19 protein-coding genes are annotated in these 15659 nt (G+C 70.7%); 9 read left to right on the plus strand and 10 right to left on the minus strand.

Annotated elements, in window-relative coordinates:
* Positions 1-11: 11 nt before the first annotated feature.
* From ACGFU6_RS12980 to ACGFU6_RS12990, 3 genes are all read right to left on the minus strand, one after another.
* On the minus strand, positions 12-1097 hold the full coding sequence (locus ACGFU6_RS12980) for a YihY/virulence factor BrkB family protein (RefSeq protein ID WP_393610371.1): 1086 nt from the start codon (positions 1095-1097) through the stop codon (positions 12-14).
* Positions 1098-1302: 205 nt separating this feature from the next.
* On the minus strand, positions 1303-1812 hold the full coding sequence (locus tag ACGFU6_RS12985) for an SRPBCC family protein (RefSeq protein WP_393610373.1): 510 nt from the start codon (positions 1810-1812) through the stop codon (positions 1303-1305).
* 54 nt (positions 1813-1866) lie between these two features.
* The gene (locus ACGFU6_RS12990; protein WP_393610375.1) at positions 1867-2847 is read right to left on the minus strand and encodes an SMP-30/gluconolactonase/LRE family protein; all 981 of its coding nucleotides are present in this window, start codon (positions 2845-2847) and stop codon (positions 1867-1869) included.
* A 204-nt stretch (positions 2848-3051) separates the two neighbouring features.
* On the opposite strand from ACGFU6_RS12990, the gene ACGFU6_RS12995 reads away from it, so the two are divergent.
* A complete protein-coding gene (locus tag ACGFU6_RS12995) occupies positions 3052-3966 on the plus strand; it encodes a helix-turn-helix domain-containing protein (RefSeq protein WP_393610377.1) in 915 nt (304 codons plus the stop codon).
* Here the strand turns inward: ACGFU6_RS12995 and ACGFU6_RS13000 are convergent.
* Entirely contained in the window at positions 3932-4954 is a 1023-nt protein-coding gene (locus ACGFU6_RS13000) for a hypothetical protein (protein WP_393610379.1), read from the minus strand. The two genes, ACGFU6_RS12995 and ACGFU6_RS13000, sit on opposite strands and share 35 nt — an antisense overlap.
* A gap of 119 nt (positions 4955-5073) precedes the next feature.
* On the opposite strand from ACGFU6_RS13000, the gene ACGFU6_RS13005 reads away from it, so the two are divergent.
* The gene (locus ACGFU6_RS13005) at positions 5074-5697 is read left to right on the plus strand and encodes a TetR/AcrR family transcriptional regulator (protein ID WP_393610381.1); all 624 of its coding nucleotides are present in this window, start codon (positions 5074-5076) and stop codon (positions 5695-5697) included.
* Between the two features lie 59 nt (positions 5698-5756).
* On the opposite strand, the gene ACGFU6_RS13010 is transcribed toward ACGFU6_RS13005, so the two are convergent.
* From ACGFU6_RS13010 to ACGFU6_RS13020, 3 genes are all read right to left on the minus strand, one after another.
* A complete protein-coding gene (locus ACGFU6_RS13010; RefSeq protein ID WP_393610383.1) occupies positions 5757-6671 on the minus strand; it encodes a nitroreductase/quinone reductase family protein in 915 nt (304 codons plus the stop codon).
* Between the two features lie 512 nt (positions 6672-7183).
* On the minus strand, positions 7184-7723 hold the full coding sequence (locus tag ACGFU6_RS13015) for a hypothetical protein (protein ID WP_393610385.1): 540 nt from the start codon (positions 7721-7723) through the stop codon (positions 7184-7186).
* 415 nt (positions 7724-8138) lie between these two features.
* Positions 8139-8642, minus strand: a complete 504-nt coding sequence (locus tag ACGFU6_RS13020) for an ATP-binding protein (protein ID WP_393610387.1) — start codon at positions 8640-8642, stop codon at positions 8139-8141.
* A gap of 307 nt (positions 8643-8949) precedes the next feature.
* Here ACGFU6_RS13020 and ACGFU6_RS13025 point away from each other — a divergent pair, with 307 nt between their 5' ends.
* Positions 8950-9801 carry a helix-turn-helix domain-containing protein gene (locus ACGFU6_RS13025; protein WP_393610389.1) on the plus strand — a complete coding sequence of 284 codons (852 nt, stop codon included), beginning with the start codon at positions 8950-8952 and terminating at the stop codon, positions 9799-9801.
* A 10-nt stretch (positions 9802-9811) separates the two neighbouring features.
* Complete coding sequence (locus tag ACGFU6_RS13030) at positions 9812-10003, plus strand: hypothetical protein (RefSeq protein WP_393610391.1); 192 nt, start codon at positions 9812-9814, stop codon at positions 10001-10003.
* A gap of 57 nt (positions 10004-10060) precedes the next feature.
* Here the strand turns inward: ACGFU6_RS13030 and ACGFU6_RS13035 are convergent, their stop codons facing one another.
* Together ACGFU6_RS13035 and ACGFU6_RS13040 are read right to left on the minus strand one after the other, a co-directional pair.
* Positions 10061-10432: a hypothetical protein gene (locus tag ACGFU6_RS13035; protein WP_393610392.1), complete on the minus strand. Its 372-nt coding sequence runs from the start codon at positions 10430-10432 to the stop codon at positions 10061-10063.
* 205 nt (positions 10433-10637) lie between these two features.
* Positions 10638-11102, minus strand: coding sequence for an ATP-binding protein (locus ACGFU6_RS13040; protein WP_393610393.1), 465 nt, complete (start codon positions 11100-11102; stop codon positions 10638-10640).
* A 315-nt stretch (positions 11103-11417) separates the two neighbouring features.
* Here ACGFU6_RS13040 and ACGFU6_RS13045 point away from each other — a divergent pair, with 315 nt between their 5' ends.
* From ACGFU6_RS13045 to ACGFU6_RS13060, 4 genes are all read left to right on the plus strand, one after another.
* Positions 11418-12284: a helix-turn-helix domain-containing protein gene (locus tag ACGFU6_RS13045; RefSeq protein ID WP_393610395.1), complete on the plus strand. Its 867-nt coding sequence runs from the start codon at positions 11418-11420 to the stop codon at positions 12282-12284.
* Complete coding sequence (locus ACGFU6_RS13050) at positions 12281-12532, plus strand: DUF397 domain-containing protein (RefSeq protein ID WP_371630424.1); 252 nt, start codon at positions 12281-12283, stop codon at positions 12530-12532. Before ACGFU6_RS13045 ends, ACGFU6_RS13050 begins: the two co-directional genes overlap by 4 nt.
* An 82-nt stretch (positions 12533-12614) precedes the next feature.
* Positions 12615-13430 carry an SAM-dependent methyltransferase gene (locus tag ACGFU6_RS13055; protein WP_393610397.1) on the plus strand — a complete coding sequence of 272 codons (816 nt, stop codon included), beginning with the start codon at positions 12615-12617 and terminating at the stop codon, positions 13428-13430.
* Positions 13431-13598: 168 nt separating this feature from the next.
* Entirely contained in the window at positions 13599-14696 is a 1098-nt protein-coding gene (locus ACGFU6_RS13060) for an SMI1/KNR4 family protein (RefSeq protein ID WP_393610399.1), read from the plus strand.
* A gap of 237 nt (positions 14697-14933) precedes the next feature.
* On the opposite strand, the gene ACGFU6_RS13065 is transcribed toward ACGFU6_RS13060, so the two are convergent.
* Positions 14934-15236 carry a hypothetical protein gene (locus ACGFU6_RS13065; protein WP_393610794.1) on the minus strand — a complete coding sequence of 101 codons (303 nt, stop codon included), beginning with the start codon at positions 15234-15236 and terminating at the stop codon, positions 14934-14936.
* Between the two features lie 81 nt (positions 15237-15317).
* On the opposite strand from ACGFU6_RS13065, the gene ACGFU6_RS13070 reads away from it, so the two are divergent.
* Entirely contained in the window at positions 15318-15653 is a 336-nt protein-coding gene (locus ACGFU6_RS13070) for a hypothetical protein (RefSeq protein ID WP_393610401.1), read from the plus strand.
* Positions 15654-15659: the final 6 nt, after the last annotated feature.

Consider the following 15659-nt stretch of genomic DNA (forward strand, 5'->3'; position numbering starts at 1 on the left):
GCGGACGAGGCCTAAGCACCACTGGGCGGGGAACCACCGGGCGGGGAACCACCAGTCGGGGAACCACCGGGCGCGGCGTCCGCCCCGAAGGCGTCCCCGGTCTCGTCACTCCGGCCACTCCGGCCACTCCCGTCGTGACCGTCACTCCCCTCGTGACCCTCATGGCCATCGCGGTTGTCGTCGCCGTCCGTACGGGGTCCGGTGCCTCCGTGCCGTACGCGGCCCAGCTCCACGTTGAACTGGGCGCCCGTCAGCAGCGCCAGGTTGGTGAACCACACCCAGATCAGGAACACCACCAGCCCCGCCAGCGACCCGTACAACCGGCTGTAGGAGCCGATGTACGTCGCGTACAGCGCGAATCCGGCCGAGGCCACCAGCCACAGGAGCGCCGCCAGCACTCCTCCCGGCAGTGCGCGGCGCGAGCCGCGTGCCGATGCGGGACCGGTCCGGAAGAGGACCGTGATCAGGCAGGCCACGAGGCAGAGCAGCACGGGCCACTTCAGCACCTCCCACACCGCGTCCCCCAGATGCGCCAGGCCGATCCGGTGCCCGAGCCAACGGGCAAGCGGGCCGGAGAGCACGAGGGCGAACGCACTGGCCATCAGGAGCAGCAGCAGCCCGATCGCCGCCGCCACGATGATGTGCGCCTTGCGCAGGGCGGGCCGGGTGTCCCGGACCCCGTGCATCGCGTGCAGCGCCCGCCGGAACACCGCCAGATAGCTGGAGGCGGACCAGACCGCGCTGAGGGTCCCCGTCGCGACCAGCAGCCACACCGCCGTCCGCTGCTCCGTGGCCGCCACGAGGGGCTGGCGCAGCGCGGCGCCGGACTCCGCAGGTGCGAAGGCCGTGATGTCCGCGATCAGCGCGTCGGTGGCCCGGGGATTGGCCAGCCCGATGACGGACACCGTGACCAGGAGCGCCGGGAGCAGCGCGAGGATGGCGTAGTACGTCAGGGCCGCCGCCCAGTCCGACAGGTCGTCGTTCCACAGGGAGACGGGAGTCCGCCGCAGCGCGACGGACCAGCGCCGCGCGGGCCCGGGGTGCCCGGCGGCCCGGGGCGGCGCCCCGGTGGCGGTGTCGCTGGTCTTGCTGAACACGGATGAGTCTCCGGGGACGTAGGGGACGTAGGGGACGTAGGGGACGTAGGAGGGTGGGCAGGCACAGCCGGGGCGCCTCCCGCCGCGCGGACGCGGGGGGACGCGGGAGACGCCCTGTGCTGCCTATCCTCTTCTGCTCCGGTTCGCCGCCGATACTCCGGTGGCCCCTCTCGCTCCCTCGCACTCCCCCTCACTCCCGCTCGGCTCAGCGGTGGCCGCGCCCGCCGCTCTCCTCCGCGACCCAGCGCGCCAGGGCGGTCAGGGTCGTCTCGGCGCTGTCCGCCATGTGCGCGAGCAGCGCGTCCAGCTCCGCGCGGGTGGTACCCAGCACGGGGTCCAGCCGCAGCAGCTGCCAGGACTGTTCCGCGACGGTGCCGGTTCCGAGCGGGCGGAAGGTCCAGCGCCACCGCACGACCTCCTCGACGACGAAGGAGAACGTGTCGCCGGGCTCGGCCTCCAGCACCTGTGAGCGGCTGGTCCACTCACGGCCGCCGCGCCGGTTGCGTCCGCCGAACCGGGCTCCGGGGTGCGGGCCGGAGCCGGCGTCGTAGTGCACCTCGCTCGCGCTCGGGCTCCAGGTGCCGATCATCTGCACGTCGCTCACGAGGTCGTAGGCGCGCGAGGGGGTGGCGGCGATCCACGCCTTCCTGGTGAAGCGGTAGTCCGCCGGGTCGAGGTGTCCCAGTGCGGTGCGGTCGGGAACGGTGGTGCTCATGGCACCTCCCTGGGCGGGGGCCCGACGGTCGCCGGGCCCCGTCGCGGCGGTCCGTCAGTGGTGGTCGTGGATGCGGGCGGTGAGCAGGTTGGGGTCCTGGCCGGTGAGATACGCGGCCGAGGTCACGTACGCGGTGTCGCCGCGCACGGCGACGGCCGTGGGGTTCTGCAGCCCGTCCCGGGCGCTGAGCACGATGGTGTGGGTGCCGTCGGGCTCGATCAGGGCGACCTCGTCGGTCTGGTTGAGGGCGGCGAGGATCCGGTCGCCGCGCCCGCTGAAGGTGAAGTCGTCGATTCCGGGCAGCTGTTCGGCCATGACCCGGGCGGCCCCCGCCGTGCCGTTCCGTCGCACCGGGTACCGCAGGACGGTGCCGCGGTCCAGGTTGGACACCCAGACGGCGCCGTTGTGCACCTTCAGCCCGTTGGCGCCGAGGAAGTTGTCCGGGGCCAGTTCGGCACCGTCGGCCCAGACCGTCGCGCGGCCGCCGGCCGCCGGTACGCGCCAGATGACGCCCCGGACCGAGTCGGTGACGTAGAGGCGGCCGGAGTCCAGCGCGAGACCGTTGGGCAGGCCGTCGGCCGGCAGTGCGGCGATGCGTTCCGGGTGGCCGCCGGGGGTGAGCCGCCAGACGCCGGTGAGGTCGTCGGTGCCCGTGGCGTACAGGAAGTACAGCGTGCCGTGGGCGTCCCTGACCAGGCCCGTGACCAGGGAGAAGCCGAGCGCGGGGGTGTGTACGCCGTCATCGGCCGGTACGGGCAGGGTCGCCAGCACCCGCACCTTGCCGTCGCGGGTCACCTGGGCGATCCGGCCCGCCTTGGAGAGGGACAGGTCGAGGTCGCCGTCGGGCTCCGCGACGATGTTCTCCGGCATCTGCCCGGCGTCCAGGTCGAAGTGCCCGGTGATCCTGGCGTGCGACAGGGGTGCGGTGGAGGCCGTCGCCGAGCCTGCCCAGCCGACGGTGAGGGTGACCGTCGCGATGGCGACGGCCAGTGCGTTGCGTGCGGACTTCGCGGACTGAGCGTACTTCGCTGACACGTTGATTCCTTGCGTGGTGGGGTCTGGACGAGCGGCATGGAGTGGGCGGGCGGGATGGGTACGGGACCCGGTCCTGTCGTCCGTCGACCGGGCCGGCTCGTGGCCCCACTGTGTGTCCGGGCTGCGGTGGGCAACCAGCCCCGGCTCTGCCTATCCCTGGCGGGGGCAGGCTGCGCGGGGTCCTGACCCCGGATACTCGGAGCCATGGACGCTCACGGACAGCTCGGCGCCTTCCTCCAGGCGCGGCGGGCGCAGTTGCAGCCTCAGGACGTCGGCCTGCCGACCTACGGGGACCGCCGCCGGGTGCCGGGACTACGGCGTGAGGAGCTGGCCCTGCTGGCGGGTGTCAGCGCCTCCTACTACACCCGCCTCGAACAGGGGGCCTCCTGCCACGCCTCCGTCGAGGTGCTGGACGCGATCGCCCGCGCCCTGCGCCTGGAGGAGACCGAGCGGCTGCACCTGCGCGACCTGGCCACCGCCTGCCGGCACCGGGTCACGGCCCGGCGCCCCCCGGCCGAGCGACCGGCCCAGGCCGTGCGCGACCTGGTGCGGTCCCTGGGCGAGGTGCCCGTCGTGGTGACCGGGCGGCGCAGCGACGTACTGGCCTGGAACGCCGCGGGGCACGCGCTGCTGGCCGGGCACGTGGACCCGACCGGTCCCGAAAGCCCGGCGGACCGCCCGAACATGGCGCGTCTGGTCTTCCTGGACGCCCACATCCGTGAGCTGTACGTCGACTGGGCGGCGAAGGCCCGGGCCGTGGTCGGCAATCTGCGACTGGTCGCCGGGCGGCATCCGCAGGACGCCCGGCTGACCTCGCTCATCGGTGAACTCACCACGCGGAGTCCCGAGTTCGCGGGGATGTGGGCCGATCACCGGGTCCGGGCGTGCGACAGTGCCGAGTACGAGCTGCGGCATCCGCTCGTCGGTTTCCTGACGGTCACTCAGCAGACGCTGACGGCGCCGTCCGAACCCGAGCAGTCCCTGGTCATGGTGACCACCGCCGCCGGATCGGCCTCCGAGGCGGCACTGAAACTCCTCGTGCAGGCCACGACGGCCGGGGCGTCCGCCTCGCGCCCGTCGGACTTCAGCGCCCCCGGTAGTGGTCCGCGACGGCGGTGAACGCGGCCTTCGGCTCCCACGGCAGCCCCGGCCCGGCCGCGTCGAGGCGGTCCTCGTACACCTTGACGATGCCGTAGCCGGCCAGGTCCAGATCGTCCCGGGGGTCGCCGTCGGGGCGGTGCACGTGGTCGTACAGGGCGAAGGTGAACACGAAGGCGCTGTCGACGCCCCCGGCCTCGAAGACCTCCAGCAGTTCGCTCAGGTAGGCGGCCTGGCCGGCCTCGTCGCGGGCGTACTCACCGTTCAGCCGGACGGGGCGACCGTCCTCCCCGTACTCGACGATCTCCAGCCCCTCCGCACCCCGGGCCCCCGCGCCCCGGTATCCGGCCGAACCGAACTCCGTGATCGCGACGAGCTTCCCCTGCGCCACGAGGTCCCGGACGCTGTCGGCGAACTGCCCGGCTGTCGCGGCGGACCGGTAGAGGTCCAGGGAGACGATGTCGAAGGGCGCCCAGTCGACGCATTCGAGCGGCACGGCGGCGTAGGTGACCCTGCCGCCGAAGCGCTCCCGGACGAGCGCCGCGGCCCGGCCGAGGAACTCGTTGACCCGAGTGCTCAGCGCCCCGAGGTGCTCACGCGGGAAGTCGGGCCTGCGGAGCGCGGCAACCCGCTCATCGAGGCTGCCACCGGGCAGGAACCCCGCATTCATCAGGCTCAGTTCGGCTCCGCAGACGAACACCACCTCCGCTCCCCGCAGCCGGAGCCGTTCCGCCCGCTCGGCGCAGTCGGCGAAGAGCGACAGCATCTCGTCGGCGGCCAGTTCGAGCGGATACGGGGAGAACCAGACCTCCAGGCCGAGATCTGCGGCATACCCCGCCGCGAGCTCCACCCGGTCCGGATCACCGCCCATGACCCGCACCGCGTTGCAGTGCAGCTCGTCCCGGATGACGCGCAGCTCGCGCTCGACCGTCACCGGGTCGAAGGACGCCCGGGACGTCACTCCGTTCCTGACGAAGCCGGTGTCGTAACTGATCCCTCTGGCCCGCATACGTCGCTCCCTCGCCACTTTCCTTCACCGCTACGGTACTGAACGTACCCTATTTGCGGCTGTGCTGAAACGGCAAGCAAAATGGGAGGGTACGAGCGGTACCGTCAGCGGGAGGCGCGATGGCAGCGGACGCGGTGGGGCAGCCGGTCACCGGGCAGACCCGGCGACGCGGAGCCGTCCTGGAGCAGGCGATCCTGCGCGCCGCGGCGGCCGAGCTGACCGAATCGGGGTACGCCGCCCTGACCATGGACCGGGTCGCCGCCCGCGCGGGCACCAACAAGAACGCCATCTACCGCCGCTGGCCGAACCGGCTCGCCCTCGGCATCGCCGCCTACCGGCAGCTGTCCACGACGATCCAGCCGCCCGACACCGGCTCGCTGCGCGGGGACGTCCTGGAACTGCTGCGCCGGGCCAACCGCAACTGGAGCTCGCCGTTCGGCACGATCCTGCGCGAGCTGATCTCCGCGGCGGGCGGCGCGTCCGAACTCCTGGCGCAGCTCCAGGACCAGTCCGGCGACGCCGCGGCCGCCCCCTGGCTGACGATCCTGGGCCGCGCGGTGGCCCGGGGCGAGGCCTCCCCGGAGGCGCTGCACCCCAGGGTCGCCACCGTGGCCATGGTGCTGCTGCGCAACGAGTTCGTCGTACGCGGGGTCCCCGCCGCACCGGACGACGTCCTCGTCGAGATCGTCGACGAGGTGTACCTGCCGCTGGTGCGGCGACGGGACCCGGCGACGCCGGGCTGACCAGAGGCCTCAGCCCAGGCCGGCCCGGACAAGCCCACACCGGCTCACATCAGCTGCCGTCAGCTCGCGTTCGCTGGAGGGGCCGGCGGCCAGGGCACGTCGGCCAGGAGGGGGACGATCGTCTCCTCCTCGTAGTCGAGGTGGGCGTTCAGCTCCGCCGACATCCGCGCCAACTCGACGCGGAAGCTGCCCGGTTCAGCGATCGCGATACCGGCGAGCAGCTCCACCAGCGCCGCCTGGATCCGGGCGACGGTGCGGTGTTCCGCGTCGAGCCGGGCGAAGGTGTCGCCCAGGTCTGGGTGGTACCGCGCGATCCCGGGGAACAGGTGCCCGTCCTCGCTGGTGTGGTGGAACTCAAGGGCCTGGCAGAACGCCAGGCAGCGCTGCCTGATCTGCAGCCCGAGGCCCGGCGCCGGCGGCTCGCCCGGTCCCTGGTGAGTCGCACGCTCGGCGAAGTGGGCGTCCGCCTCGGCCGCGACCTGCCGCAACTGGCCGCGAAGCCAGGTGTGGACCTCCATGACCTTGTCGGCCAGGGTGCGGACCTCGCCGGGCCGCCAGCCGTCGGGGTCGGCGCGCTCCAGCACGACGACGGGCAGCACCCGGTCGGTCCGGGCCTGGTAGTCGCCGTATCCGGGGGCGGACTCCACGGCGTGCGCGAACAGTTCGTCACGCCGCTCGCCCTCGGCGGGGACCGCGAGGGCCTGGAAGACGCTGGTGCCGATCTCCACCCGCACCACCGGGTGGGCGAGCAGGTTGTGGTACCAGGCGGGGTGGCTCGGTGCGCCGAGGTTGGAGCCGACGAGCAGGATCAGCTCGCCGTGGCGGACGTAGCCGAGTGGGGTGGTCCGCTCGATCCCCGACCTGGCGCCGGTGGTCGTCAGCAGGAGGAGGTCGCCGCCCGCGAAGGGGCCGCCGACCTCGCCCCCGTTGGCGCGGAACTCCTCGATGATCGTTTCATTGAAGGACGTGGGCATACGGATGCGTGTCTCCGGAGCTTCGGTGATGTCCGCAGTGACTGCGGGTCATGGCGTGTGGTGACGTGCCCAGGACGAAGCGGCCGCACAGCCTCCCGAACGGGGCGCGCGTGGGCGCCGGGCGGCACGGGAGAGGTAATATGCGCGGCCTCGCCGCGTCAGCCGCAGGGCGCGGAGTGATGACTCATGACGGACCCCTGGGTGAAGGGTGTTCGCCCGATCACCGGCCGGCCCACTGCTCTTTGGCCGGCGTCACGCGACACCGCCTCCATTACACGTAGCCGCCCGCCGCCTGTCAACGCGGCCTTCTGCCGTCGAGCGGCTTCACCGGACACCGAAGCTCACCCACCGCCCGGCGCGGGAGGGCGTGCCTGCCTGACTACTACGTCATCAACTCGATGTGGGGATGCTCGGGCGCAGCTGGGCAGACGAAGAGCTGCTGCCTGTAGCCGCTGCCGATCTGGACCGAACTGGGCTGGCTGGCGTCGAAGCGGGCCGTGCCGGGCGACGGTTCAGCGGCAGGCTCCTCGTACGGGGACCAGCTGCCCGCCTCGTCGTCCCCCTCTTCGAACGTGGCGATGGTCAGCAGGACTTCCATCCCGGTACCGCATTCGGGGCAGGGGCCGCGGGGTGGGGTCGGTGGAGTTCCAGGCGGGCCAGCCGCCGACCTTCCAGCCGGGTGCGCTGGACAGCACACAGTCGTAGTACGTCGACGGCTCCATGTCCTCTTCGTCCGCCTGTGGCACGCTCCACTGCCTGAGCTGCTCCTGCAGCTCCGTACTCAGTTCCAGGTGGTCGGGGTATTCGGTGACCTGTTCCGGGCGGAGCAGGCACGGGTCGGGCAGGTAGCCGACGAACTGCATCGCGGGTGGCTCAGGTGGCGCGCTGAGGATGTCGGTGACCGCGGCTGCCGACCGCCAGAACAACACGGTCCTGGGCATGATCGGATGGCCGAAGGGGCACCACAGGACCTGCAGCAGATCGACCCCCTCAGGCGTGCGCAGATCGGGCACATCCCGCGCGTACAGCTGAGCGACGGGCAGCATCGCCATTGAGTCGTCGTACTGCCGGTCCTCCGGCCTCAACGGATACTTCCGAGGCGGCCTGATTCGCTCAAGGGCCTCCCGCTCCTCCGGCCTCATGTCCCTCTCGCACGAGGCGGCATGGATCAGTCGCTCCAGCCGCACATCTGCCGGGAACAGGGCCGGGTTCATTCCGTCCACTTCATGAGGGCCTTCGCAGTGGGGCCACGGCTCGCCGGCGGGCCACAGCAGCGGCCCGCCGATCGAGCTGTCGTGCCACGTCGGCACCGCGGGGCGAGGGTGCAACCGGGTCGCCGTGCGCGCCAGCGGGGCCGGCTGAGGGAAGACCGCGGCAACATCGATCGGCCTTGGCGGAGTGACAGGCGTGACGTTCATGGCCACGATCCTGCCAACCCCCTCTGCCAACCGCCGGGCGCGTACCGCCTCAGCGCGGCAGCACCACCCAGGACTTGTTGCCGAGCCGCTCCGGTTGCGGAGCCTCGCACGTCCCCCACTCGCCTCCCCAGTCGTCCACAACGGCGGCCAGCATCCAGAGCGCACGCCGCCTCCGCACCTCGCAGAGCGCGGCCGTGTCCGGTTCGGCATGGTGCGGGTGCTGGTCCCAGACCAGGAGGCGGACCGCGTCGTCGCGGTGGCGCAGCGACACGTACAACTCCTTGCCCGGAGTCATCCTCGCGCCCACCGCGAGGAGTTCGGACACGGCGTGCGTCGCGGGCCAGACGTACCGGGCGAGCCCATGGGCCTCCAGGGCCGCTCCGACCGCCGTCCGGCCGATGACCGCGCTGCGGGTGCTGCCGGGCAGCGTGAGACTCAGCGTGATCCCGGCCCCGTCCCGCCCGGCGCGACTCCTCGGGCGCAGGTGGGGCCGCGGGCGCTGTTCCGCTGGGGCGAGGGCCGGACAGAGTGCGGCGAGTGGAGATGAGTACACGTTTGACTCCCCTTTTACGGGTGCGAGTTGACGGCGTCCCTCTTCCTCATGGGTGCGCACGAATGGCTTACGCCTTACGGACGAACAGTGGCCTGTCTCCCTGGCGCGGCCCCGCCCTTCCCAGGGAAGGAGGTAGCGGGCAGGCCCGCGCGATGCACTTCCGGCTCGTCGCTGCGTGAGCGGTGCGTTACTGAATGTAGCGCGTCAGGGGTCATATTGGCCACCAAGGTCGGAAAAAATGCCCCTCGCACACTCAGGTCGTCATCTACACGGCAGACTTCAAGCAGATGGCCACGGAAGGACTGACATGTCATCGCGAACCTCACCGACCGAGCGTCAGAGGCGCTTGGGGCGCGAACTCCGCAAGATGCGCCTGGCAGCCGAAGTCTCCGCCGAGACAGCCGCCGGTCTCCTCGGGGTCGACCGGTCCAGACTCTCCAACATCGAACAAGGCATCCGAGCCATCAGTGAGGACCGCGTGCTCACCCTGGCCCGCGCATGTACCTGCCAGGACCAGCCGTACGTCGAGGCGCTGGCCGCCATGGCGAGGCGCGCGAGGAGGGGCTGGTGGGAGCGGTATCGCGACTCACTCCCTGACGGCCTGCTCGACATCGCAGAGCTGGAGGCCCATGCGCTCCGCATGCGGAGTGCGCACTCCGTCCATATCCCCGGAATCCTCCAGACCAGCGATCACGCCCTGGCCGTCTTCCGAGTGGTCGTCCCAACCCTCCCGGAACACGAAGTCGCTCTGCGACTCGCGCACCGTGTGGAACGACAGGAGGTTCTGGAGGGCACAACGCCGCCCGAGTACACGGGTGTCATACACGAGGCCGCGCTGCGCATGCAGTTCGGTGGCCGCAAGGTCGCCCGCGTGCAGCTCGATCATCTGCTCACCGCATCAGAGAGCCTCCACGTCACCCTGCGGGTAATCCCCTTCGAGGCGGGCGCGTTTCCGGGTGCCGGTCAGACGGTCAACTACGCGGAAGGGCCCACGCCTCAGCTGGACACAGTGCAGGTGGACAGCACCCATGGCCCCGAATTCCTGGACGGGGAAGAACAGTTGGCGAAGTATCGTTCCCATCTCGACTGGATGGAGCGGATCGCTCTGTCGCCCCGGGAGTCACGGGACTTCATCCATGGCATCGCACGCCACCTATGAGGGAGCCACCATGCGGGACGTCACGTGGGAAGAGCCCTACTGCGGCGAGGGCGCCAGCTGCTTCAGGCTCGGCACGGACCAGGAGGGCAACGGGTACATCGCCGTCCTCGGCTCGGAGGAGCACTTCCTCACCGACAGCCGCGAGGCGCTCCAGCAGTTGATCCGCGACATCAAGGCCGGCAAGGCGGACCACTTGCTGTGACAGCGGGGGCCGATGCGACCGGGCCCGCCGCCGCCGGCAACGGATCAGCGGGTCTCGTCACTCACTCTTCGACGACAGGGGCGCCCAGGTGTAGCGGACGCGTACGCCCCGGTCCTGGAGCCAGGCGGTCTCGCGGCGGCGGAGTTCGGGCGCGGACTCCGGCGCGATGGCGCTGGGCCAGCGGACGAGTACCGCGGTGACATGGCCGGTTCTCACCAGCTGTCTCACTCGCCGCCACCCCCGGCGCTGGGCCGGGTCGGGCTCGCCGTAGGTGTCGGTGACGACCTCGGCGATGGTCAGCCCGCGCTCCTGCGCGAACGCGTGGCCCTCTGTCCGTGCGCGCTGCGTTGCCGCCCCGGGCGCGCGGGGGGCCCTGTCCGCGCATACGTACAGGACGACGGGAGACGCGGTTTCACCGTGGGGGGTCATGGGTGCCTTCTGTAGATGCATCGAGGAACGGGGATTCCTCGCCGCGCGAAGGAGGCGTAGCGGGGCCGTACGGTTTCGATCGGGGTTTCCGCCGTTGAGCGGGGAGACCGGCCCGGTGCGCGGCAGGCGGGGCCTGTCCGCGCCGCGTTCGGGGGGTCGCCGCCGGGGCGGGCGCCGCACTCGGCGCCGGCCCGCACCCATGTCGTCAGGAGTTGGCCGTCAACTCGACCCAGACGACCTTGCCTTCCGCACGCGCCGAGCGTGCGGAGCCCCAGCGGTCTGCGAGTTGGGACACGAGGAGTAGGCCTCGCCCGTTCTCCTCGTCCGGGCCGGCGAGATGCTCGGGCGCACGGACCGGGGTGTGGCCCTCGTCGTGGAGTTCGATACGCAGGCGCCGCTCGTCGTCGGTCAGCGTGAGGCCGCACAGGACCCGGCCGCTGCCGGTGTGCAGTACGGCGTTCGTGGTCAGCTCGGAGACCAGCAGTACCGCGTCGCAGCACGTGTCGCCCGGCACCTTCCAGGCGCGGAGCCGGTCTCGCACGGTGTCGCGGGCGGCTCTCGCGCTGGTGCGCAGGGCGGGCAGGCCGAACCAGTACTCCCGACAGGGCTCGGTCGCGGCTAAAGCGGAGGTCGCGGGCGGGGCCGGGGCCGGGGACGTGTACAGAGTCACGGATGTCGCCTTCCAGTGCCTTCCGGGGGGCAGGCGCGGTGTGGGGGTGCGGGCTGCGGCCCGATGAGAAAGAGGCGCGTGCCGAGGCAGGCCCCCTGCGGTGAGGTGCCGACGACGGCATCGGCATCACGCGTCCTGTCCGGACCGGATGCCGCGTCAGAGCTGCGACTTGACCACTCACATGTCAACTATCGCGTGATAGGACTCACGCTGCAACCGACTCCCTGATAATTTCAGCAGTGCCGGTATCACCCTGGCGTCGTCTTCAAGCCACTGTAAGAATGGTGTTGTTGATGAACTCTCAGGAGGTTGGGCGTGAGCGAAGCCCGTTCCGGCACCAGCGCGCCGACAGTCCTGCGCATGATCCTCGGGCGTCGGCTCCAGGACATGCGGCTCGGAGTCGATGCGTCGCTGGAGGACGCGGCGAAGGCTCTGCGCGTGACACCCCTGACGATCCGGCGGCTCGAGAAGGCCGAGGTCGCCCTGAAGCCGCTGTACGTCGAGAAGCTTCTGGAAACCTTCGGGGCGGACCGCCAGGAGATAGACGAGTTCGTCGACCTGGCCGAGCAGGCCAACGAGCCCGGCTGGTGGCACTCCTACCGCGACGCCGTGCCGAGCTGGTTCACCGCCTATGTCAGCCTGGAGACCGGCGCCCAGACCCTTCGCACCTATGAACCCCAGTACGTGACCGGCCTTCTGCAGACTCCCGACTACGCCCGCGCCGTCCTGCGCGGCGGGCTGCCGAACGGCAGCGACGAGGAGCTCACGCGCCGCGTGGAACTGCGGCTGCGCCGCCAGAGCCTGCTGGAGCGCGAGGACGCCCCCACGTTGTGGGTGGTCATGGAGGAAGCCGTCCTGCACCGGTCGGTGGGCGGCTCCGACGTGATGCGGGAGCAGATCGAGCGACTCCTCGACGTGTCCGAACTCCCGCATGTCAGCCTGGACATCGTCTCGTTCGACGCGGGTGCGCACGTCGGGGCGTGCGCCCCGTTCACGTACTTCCGGTTCGCGGAGCCCGAGCTGCCGGACATCGTCTACAGCGAAATCCTGTCCGCCTCCGTCTACCTGGACCAGCGGGTGGACGTCGTCGCCCATCTTGAGGCGCATTCCCGAATGGCGCTGCTGACGTCGTCCGAGGACAGCAGAGCGCTCTTGAACCACATGCGCAAGGAGTACTCGTGACGATCACCGACAAGTGTGTCTACAACGGAATGTCGGCCCGCGATCTCGGGGAACAGGGCTGGGAGCGCCCCTGGAGCGGGCCGAACGGCGGTCAGTGCGTCGAAACGAAGAAGCTCGCTGACGGCCGGGTGGCCGTACGGCAGTCGACCGACCCGGCCGGACCGGCGCTGATCTACGCGCCGGAGGAGATCGCCGCGTTCCTGCGCGGGGTCAAGGAGGGCATGGCCGATCATTTGGCCGCCGGGTGAACCGGCGGCGGACAGCAGGAACGCCGACACCGGTCCCGTTCCAGGCCTGCGGGCTGACAGACACACGGACGAAGGGGAGCACATGACCACCAGGCAGGCCGGCCGGGACCTCGACACGAGCAGGCCGCACTCGGCCCGGATGTACGACTACTTCCTGGGTGGCAAGGACCACTTCGAGATAGACAAGGAGGCGGCCCTGGTCGCCGCCGAGGCCCACCCCGGCCTCTTCGTGACCGCCCGCGAGAACCGGGCGTTCATGCACCGGGCCACCCGGGTCCTGGCGCAGGAGCACGGCATCCGCCAGTGGCTGGACATCGGCACCGGCATCCCGACCGAGCCCAACCTGCACCAGGTCGCCCAGTCCGTGGTGCCCGAGGCCCGGGTCGTCTACGCGGACAACGACCCCCTCGTCCTCAAGTACGCCGAACGCCTCATGCGCAGCACGACGCAGGGAAGCACGACCTACATCGAGGCCAACGTCAAGGACCCGGACGCGTTGCTGGACGCCGTGCGGGCATCGGAGGTCCTGGACTTCGACAAGCCCATCGCCCTCTCCCTCAACGCGCTCATGCACTTCATCACCGAGCCGAGTGATCCGTACGACGTCGTCCGCCGGCTCCTCGACGCACTTCCGGTCGGCAGCGCCCTCGCCATGAACCACTGCACGCCCGACTTCGACCCCGTCGTCTGGAACAAGGTCGCGGAGGTCTACACCAGCTCCGGGACTCCCGTGGAGTTCCGTTCACACAAGGACATCAGCCGCTTCTTCGACGGCCTCGACGTGATAGCCCCCGGCCTGTGCTGCTGCCACCGCTGGCGCCCCGCCGGACCCGCCGACGGCACGGAGCCCGCGGACGCCCAGATCGGCCTGCTGGCGGGCGTGGGCATAAAGCGCTGATGGGGTCGGCCGTGCCCTGGCCACCCCCAGCGGGCGGGGTGGCCAGGGAAACCCGGCCCTCGCAGGCCAGGGTGGTGGCCATGCTCGCCAACCTCCGCCGCGGGAAAGCTCACTTCATGCTCCGGCCCTGCTGCGTGAGCGGTCGGGGCGCATGCGAGCGTGGTGACCATGACCACCGACACACCAGCAGATGAGCGAGTCACCCGGGCATGGAGCCGGATCGTGGAGTGGCTGGCCGAGTACACCCCGCCGTCGTACGCGGCTCTCAGGCCCGGCGCCTCCGATGCCGACGTCGCGGCTCTGACAGAAGCTCTCGGCGTGAGCGTTCCGGAAGAGCTGGAGGCGCTGTGGCGGCTGTCCGCCGGTGAGGACGGCGTAGCGGGTTCGGGGCTCATGCTGGGCGACTGGGCCCTGATGCCGCTGGACGCCGTGATCAGGACCCACCGGATGCAGATGGAGATTCAGGAGGCGCACGGCGAGGGCGACGACGCCTTGGTGCTGTGGAAGCCGTCCTGGATACCGTTCTGCTCGTTCAGCCCCCACGACACCGTCCACGGCCTCTACCTCAACGGTGAGACCGGGGAAGTCTGCAAGTGGACCAGATACGGGGAGCGCGAGCAGGAGTACGAGTCGCTGCCCGCCTACCTGGAACTCATGGCGGTCAGCCTGGAAGCCCCTCTGGCGACGGCCGGCCCGGAGAAGCCCGGCATGAGCGGCGGCGCCCTCGTGTGGGGGCCGCCTCCCGACGAGGTGCGCGGGGAGCAGTGGCAGCACCACCTCGGTCAGGCCCCGCCGCGCCATCCCGCGAAGACGCCCGGTGCGATCCGGGAAGCCCTGCCCGTCGATGAGCGTGCGGAGTTCGATGCGCAGCGCGACGCGCTCGACCTGGCCGACCCCGAGCGCGTCACCGCCTTCCGGGACCACTGGTGGGAGCGCGCCGTGCGGGCCCAGGAGGAACTGGAGGACGCTGTCGCGGACGCGCTGGGCGGGAACGTCATGGTGGCCCCCGGCCGCCGGCTGGCGCCGGAGTACGAGGCCATGCTCCCGCCCGCTGTCCGCCACCGTCCGCCCTCCCTCGACGACATCCGGTCCGCCCTGCGCCACGAGAGCATCCGCGCGCGGTTCGACCGGGACCATATGGGCGCGATCCCGCCGCACTATCCGGCGCTGCTGCTGCGGTGGTGGGACCTCGCCCGCCTCCTGGCCGACCCTCGCGGAGAGCGGGCCGTACGCGCTGTCGTCCATGGCCGCCGCGTCTCCGGGTGACCGTGGCGGCGGTCACCGCTGTCGACGGGGCCGCTTGGCCGTCTCCTCGGAGATGGCCAAGCACTCGGCGAGCGTGACCCTGTAGTCCCTCGGTCGTGCGGTCGTGCGGTCGTTTAGGGTCTCGCGGCGCACGTCATAGCGCGTCGCGCTGACCAGCTGTTTCTCGGGAGGTCTCACGCAGTGACCGGGGGCTCTCGTCTCAGGATGAGCGGCATTTCCTCACGACCGCCCTGGCGCTCATGACGGTCGGCCGACGATGTGCTGACGGGCGTTCTTCCAGACCTCTTCGAATTCCTCGGAGGTGAGCGGCAGCGGGTCGTGGCCTTCCCACTCAGAGATGGGCAGTTCGGCAGTGATCCCGAATCTGCTGTCGTACTCGTCAAGGCGGCCCGCGTCGTGGGCTCGCTGCCATTCCTCGAGGGAAGCAGCCGCGATCGGGGTCAGCGCAGGCCCTTCGAGCTCGATCTGCCGGATCACCCAGCCTTCGGCATCGACCTCGAAGTAGAACCAGGTGTCTTCCTCGTCCCAGTAGCAGCGCATCCATGTCGTCACCGGTCAATGATGACGAGGTCCTCCGTCTGATACCGAGTCGGTGTCAGAGCCGTGTTGGAGAATCCGGCCATGCTGATTGCAACTGATGAGGTGGGGCGCGTGGTGAAGAAGCCCACGAAGCCGGCGATAGGCAGGATGCTGGCCAACCTGCAGCGGGGGAACGCGCATCTGGTCCTGGAGCGCGCGGAGGAGGACATCGAGGGCAACTGGTACATCCAGGTGCTGCTGCGCGACGACAACACGTACCAACTCGAGTTCCGGGACGGTGCAGCGGCCGAGCACTATCAGACGCGGACCATCTCCGAGGCGAAGATCCTTACCGCCTTGCTCGGCTGGGCTGCTGGCAGGACGGAGTGGAGAAGCGACTTCATGTGGAACAACATCGGCTCGGAGTTCGCGGACTGAGCGCTT

Origin of the sequence: Streptomyces sp. NPDC048462 (assembly GCF_043200175.1) — a bacterium.
In the GTDB taxonomy this organism is placed as follows: Bacteria; Actinomycetota; Actinomycetes; order Streptomycetales; family Streptomycetaceae; genus Streptomyces.